The sequence below is a fragment of the Janibacter sp. CFPM2_SD2 genome (genome assembly GCF_057364645.1).
Genome location: NZ_JBNFOF010000231.1, coordinates 1 through 4,503, shown reverse-complemented (window position 1 = coordinate 4,503; position 4,503 = coordinate 1). Strand labels below are relative to the sequence as shown.

Sequence of the window (4,503 nt, the reverse complement as noted above, 5' to 3'; positions counted from 1 at the left end):
CTCGCGGGTCGTCGGCGCCGATGCCGTTGGGCCGGCGGCTGGCCGAACGGGCAGGCCGAAGCGGCTGGCGTGGCGCAGCACGTCGTGGTTGCTGAGCACCCACGTCGACGGCGCGCCGACCGAGTCGTTGGCCTCGAGCGAGCGACGCACGACCGAGCGCAGGTCGGCCGCCCGCCAGGTCGTCTCGAGGAAGTCGAAGTTGAAGGCCTGGTGGAACTCGTCGGGCCGCACGTAGCGGGCGGCGCGGTCCGCCGGCGCGACCCACGCCTCGGCGCACATGATGCGGGCGGGCTCGCCGTAGGAGTCGAGCAGCTCGCGCCAGGCGCGGTAGATCTCGTGGACGCCGTCCTGGTCCCAGTAGGGCGCCTCGTGGGTGACCTCCATGAGCCCGCCGGGGTGCTTGCCGAAGGGCGGGAAGGTCGGGTCCTTGACCAGCCCGTGGGCGACGTCGACGCGGAATCCGTCGACCCCCCGGTCGAGCCAGAAGCGCAGCGTCGTCTCGAAGTCCTCGCGCACCTGCGGGTTGGTCCAGTCGAGGTCCGGCTGGCTCGGGTCGAAGAGGTGGAGGTACCACTGTCCGGGCGTGCCGTCGGGCTCGGTGACACGCGTCCAGGCGCCGCCCCCGAAGTTGGCCAGCCAGTCGGTCGGCGGCTGCGACCCGTCATCGCCGAGGCCGTCACGGAAGACGTAGCGCTCGCGCTCGGGGCTGCCCGGCCCGGAGCCCAGTGCCGCCTGGAACCACGGGTGGTCGGAGGAGGTGTGGTTGGGCACGAGGTCGACGACGACGCGCAGGCCGAGCTCGTGGGCCCGGGCGATCATGGCGTCGGCGTCGTCGAGGGTCCCGAAGAGCGGGTCGACGTCACGGTGGTCGGCGACGTCGTAGCCGGCATCGCGCTGCGGCGAGCGGTAGAAGGGGGAGAGCCACACCGCGTCGACACCGAGGTCACGCAGGTGCTCCAGCCGCGAGGTGATGCCCGGCAGGTCACCGACACCGTCGCCCGAGGCGTCGGCCCACGAGCGTGGGTACACCTGGTAGATGACGGCATCGCGCCACCACGGGGCGTCTGCCGGGTCCGGGGCGTGCAGCCCCACGGAGTGGTCGAAGGGGGTCGGTCCGGTCGTCACAGGCGCTGCCCCTCGTCGTCGGCGTTGATCATCATGTCCGCCGCCCGGCGGAAGTAGTCACGCATCGCGGCGTCGTGCGACTCGGGCAGCTCGAGCGTGTCCATCGCGGCGAGCATGTGGCGCATCCACCGGTCGCGCATGTCCGGGGTCACGGCATAGGGCACGTGCCGCATCCGCAGGCGCGGGTGGCCACGCTCCTGGCTGTAGGTGCCGGGGCCGCCGAAGTACTGCTCGAGGAACATCCGCAGACGCACCTCGGCGGGGCCGAGGTCCTCCTCGGGGTAGAGCGCGCGCAGCGGCTCGTCCTGCGCGACGCCCTCGTAGAAGGCACGCACGAGGCGCACGAAGGTCTCGTGCCCCCCGACCTGCTCGTAGAAGCTGTCTCCGGGCTGGGCGAACATGCCCGTCAGTGTGTCAGGCGTCGCCCTCGTCCTTGCGGCGGGGACGCTTCCACGGCATCTCGACGAGCGGCCGGGTGTCGGCCTCGTCGCGGGCCTTGCTCTTCTTCGTGCCCGTACGCCACGAGTTGAGGATGTGGATCAGCCCGAGGGTCTCGCCCGTCGATGCGCCGGACGCGGTCCCGATGACCGCACCGACCTGCAGGTTGCTGCAACCCCGGCAGGCCGGCTTGCCGATCGTCGACCTGTAGACCTTGCCCTGGATCCTGCGTCCGCACGAGTAGCACGCGGTCATGAGCCTCCCCCTTCGTCGGTGGTGTCGACCCTACTCAGATCTGGTGCCCACCACCGGACATCGGGATCGGGGGACCCGCGATGCCCTCGCGGTCGAAGGTCTCCTTGACCCGCCGTCGGATCTCGCGCTGGATGCCCCAGTTCTCGTCGGGGGCGCAGCGGGCGAGGACGCGCACGGTGACCGTGCCGCCGGTGATCGACTCGACGCCGAGGACCTGGAGGTCCTCGCGCAGCACCTCGTGCCAGTGCGGGTCGTCGTCGATCTGCCCGACGGTGTCGCGGATGATCCCCAGGACTCGCTCGATGTCCTCGCGGTAGCTGAAGGGGATGTCGACGAGGACCGTCGACCAGCCCTGGCTGCGGTTGCCGATCCGGATGATCTCGCCGTTGCGGACGTACCAGACGACGCCGTCGGGGTCGCGCAGCCGGGTGACCCGCAGCGTCACCTCCTCGACGGTGCCGATGGCCTCGCCGGTGTCGATGAGGTCGCCCACGCCGTACTGGTCCTCGAGGATCATGAAGATCCCGGAGAGGAAGTCCTTGACCAGGGCCTGCGCGCCGAAGCCGAGCGCGACACCACCGACTCCGGCGGAGGCCAGCAGCGGCGCGAGCGGGATCCCGAGGAGCGACATCACGGTGAGCACGGTGATGACGGCGATGGCGAAGGTCGCGATGCTGCGCAGCAGCGAGCCCATCGTCAGCGTGCGCTGGCGATAACGCTCCTTGGCGGCGGACGCGGGGATCCCGCTGCTGCGCTCACGCTTGGCCCGGCTGGCCTCGCTGCGGGCGATCGACGCGTCGACCGCTTTGGTGATCGCCCGGTGGGCGAGCCACCGGCCGAGGAAGGCGACGACGACCGTGGCGAGAATCTGCAGGGGCGCACCGAGGGCCCAGTCGAGGGCGGACTCCCAGGTGAGATCAGGCATGCGCGAGACGGTACCTGCGCAGCATCGCGTCCTCCACACTGAAACATCGGGGCCGGGAGCGACATGAGATGGGTATGACGGATCTGGAGGAGTACTTCACCCGCGTGTATGAGGCGGTCTATGCCGACCTCGTCCGCTTCGTGGTCCGCCGTGCCGGACGCGAGGTGGCCGAGGACATCGCGGCCGAGGCGCTCGCCGTCGCATGGCGGCGCTCCGATGATCTGCCGCGGGATCTCGACGGTGCCAGGCCTTGGCTCTTCGGCATCGCTCGCCGCCTCGTCCTGGCACACCACCGCACCTCTCGAGGAGCGTTGCCGGTGCCCTTGGCCGAGCCCACCACGGCTGGGCACGACGACGAGGTGGCCCTGCGGACCGACCTGGCCCACGCCTGGCGGCAGCTGTCGGCGCGTCACCAGGAGGCCCTGTCCCTCACGGTGTGGGACGGCCTGAGCGGCGCACAGGCAGCGGAGGTGCTGGGCATCTCGCCCGTGGCCTACCGGATCCGTCTGAGCCGGGCACGGACCACCCTTCGTGCCCTGCTCGACCACCCACCCGGGGCAGTGACGACCCGTCACCCGTCCCTCCCCGAAAGGACCCGATCATGATCGACGAGTTGCTGCAGTCCGTGGACCCGGGGGCCGACGTGCCTGACACCCTGGCCGACGAACCACGAGGACGAAGGGCGCTGGTCAGGGCCATGGCGCCGGCACCGGTACCGCGCAGGAAGACGGGCGGCTCCCGCGCCCTGCGGCTGGCGGCGGCAGGGGTGATCGCCGGGGGAACCGTCTGGGCGGGCTCGGGCCTGCTCGGCTCACCGGCTGCCGAGGCGGGGTGGAGCGCGACGCCCCATCCGCCCACCACGGCCGAGGAGCAAGCCCAGACCCGAGAGTGTCTGGGCACGGGCGGCGACGAGGGCGGTGACGGGTCACGAGGCCACGACTTCGCTCCGGAGCTGGTCGAGGTGCGTGGGGACTTCGCCTTCACGGTGGTCGCCAGCGGCGACGGGCAGGTGCGCTCCTGCCTGCGTCGCCTCGACGCCCCGGACCAAGGCCTCTCGCTCACCGCCCCTGACGAGCAGCCGCCGGCTGAGGACACGATCATCAGCCGGGGCGCCATCGAGATGGACGACGACGGCGCGTCGCGGGTCGCCGTGACGGGCCGGGTGGGAGCCGACGTCGAGGCGGTCCACGTCCTCGTCGACGGGCGCCAGGTCGAGGCCACCGTGAGCGACGGACGCTTCGCCGCCTGGTGGCCGAGCGCGCGCAGGGTCGTGCCGGGGTTCGGCAGCCCCGACCCCGACGTGACCATCACCCGCCGCGACGGGAGCTCACGCACTGCGGCGCTGTCGACCTTCCGGCCCGCAAGGTTCTGACGCCGGGCCCTCAGTCCCGTGCGTCACGCTCCTGAGCGGCAACTGCACGCGCCACGGTGTCGCGGCTCTCCGCGACGGTGCGACGCAGGCCGGCCGGGGCGGAGGCGTGCTCGTCGAGCCACGTCTGGGTCGCGGCGAGCAGCTCCGGCCCGGCGAGCGTCATCGGGTAGAAGCCGATGACGATGCCCTCGGCGATGGCGTGGGTGCGCTCGGACCAGACCTGCTCCAGCACCTCGTGGTAGCGCTGGACGAAGGGGGTGAGCAGCGCCGGGTCGTGGGCCCGGCCGAAGCCCAGGCCGTGGGCGTCGACGACGGAGTTGGGCGGTGTCGGTGGCGACGACGCCGGCCTGCCACGCGGCCTCCTTGGCCTCGGCCGTGGGGATGCTCG

General features: G+C 71.9%; 5 protein-coding genes and 2 pseudogenes. 2 read left to right on the top strand and 5 right to left on the bottom strand.

Annotated features, from left to right (window positions below):
- The 4 genes and pseudogenes from AC2W7J_RS16125 to AC2W7J_RS16110 form a co-directional block, all read right to left on the bottom strand.
- Positions 1 to 1,125: pseudogene (locus AC2W7J_RS16125) on the bottom strand (alpha-amylase family glycosyl hydrolase); the annotation flags it as partial.
- Positions 1,122 to 1,526: a globin gene (locus tag AC2W7J_RS16120; RefSeq protein ID WP_485983649.1), complete on the bottom strand. Its 405-nt coding sequence runs from the start codon at positions 1,524 to 1,526 to the stop codon at positions 1,122 to 1,124. The pseudogene AC2W7J_RS16125 and the gene AC2W7J_RS16120, both read right to left, overlap by 4 nt.
- 13 nt (positions 1,527 to 1,539) lie before the next feature.
- On the bottom strand, positions 1,540 to 1,818 hold the full coding sequence (locus AC2W7J_RS16115; RefSeq protein WP_255183880.1) for a hypothetical protein: 279 nt from the start codon (positions 1,816 to 1,818) through the stop codon (positions 1,540 to 1,542).
- Between the two features lie 34 nt (positions 1,819 to 1,852).
- Positions 1,853 to 2,743, bottom strand: coding sequence for a mechanosensitive ion channel family protein (locus AC2W7J_RS16110; protein WP_485983648.1), 891 nt, complete (start codon positions 2,741 to 2,743; stop codon positions 1,853 to 1,855).
- A 74-nt stretch (positions 2,744 to 2,817) separates the two neighbouring features.
- On the opposite strand from AC2W7J_RS16110, the gene AC2W7J_RS16105 reads away from it, so the two are divergent.
- Both AC2W7J_RS16105 and AC2W7J_RS16100 read left to right on the top strand, forming a co-directional pair.
- Entirely contained in the window at positions 2,818 to 3,348 is a 531-nt protein-coding gene (locus tag AC2W7J_RS16105) for an RNA polymerase sigma factor (protein ID WP_485983646.1), read from the top strand.
- Positions 3,345 to 4,115: a hypothetical protein gene (locus tag AC2W7J_RS16100; RefSeq protein WP_485983644.1), complete on the top strand. Its 771-nt coding sequence runs from the start codon at positions 3,345 to 3,347 to the stop codon at positions 4,113 to 4,115. Before AC2W7J_RS16105 ends, AC2W7J_RS16100 begins: the two co-directional genes overlap by 4 nt.
- A gap of 10 nt (positions 4,116 to 4,125) precedes the next feature.
- Here the strand turns inward: AC2W7J_RS16100 and AC2W7J_RS16095 are convergent.
- A pseudogene (locus tag AC2W7J_RS16095) lies at positions 4,126 to 4,503 on the bottom strand (aminopeptidase N); the annotation flags it as partial.

What these genes read in the sequence shown, in the direction of transcription:
- AC2W7J_RS16120 (WP_485983649.1), bottom strand. Translation starts at nt 1,526, where the DNA reads ATGTTCGCCCAGCCCGGAGACAGCTTCTACGAGCAGGTCGGGGGGCAC.
- AC2W7J_RS16105 (WP_485983646.1), top strand. Translation starts at nt 2,818, where the DNA reads ATGACGGATCTGGAGGAGTACTTCACCCGCGTGTATGAGGCGGTCTAT.
- AC2W7J_RS16115 (WP_255183880.1), bottom strand. Translation starts at nt 1,818, where the DNA reads ATGACCGCGTGCTACTCGTGCGGACGCAGGATCCAGGGCAAGGTCTAC.
- AC2W7J_RS16100 (WP_485983644.1), top strand. Translation starts at nt 3,345, where the DNA reads ATGATCGACGAGTTGCTGCAGTCCGTGGACCCGGGGGCCGACGTGCCT.
- AC2W7J_RS16110 (WP_485983648.1), bottom strand. Translation starts at nt 2,743, where the DNA reads ATGCCTGATCTCACCTGGGAGTCCGCCCTCGACTGGGCCCTCGGTGCG.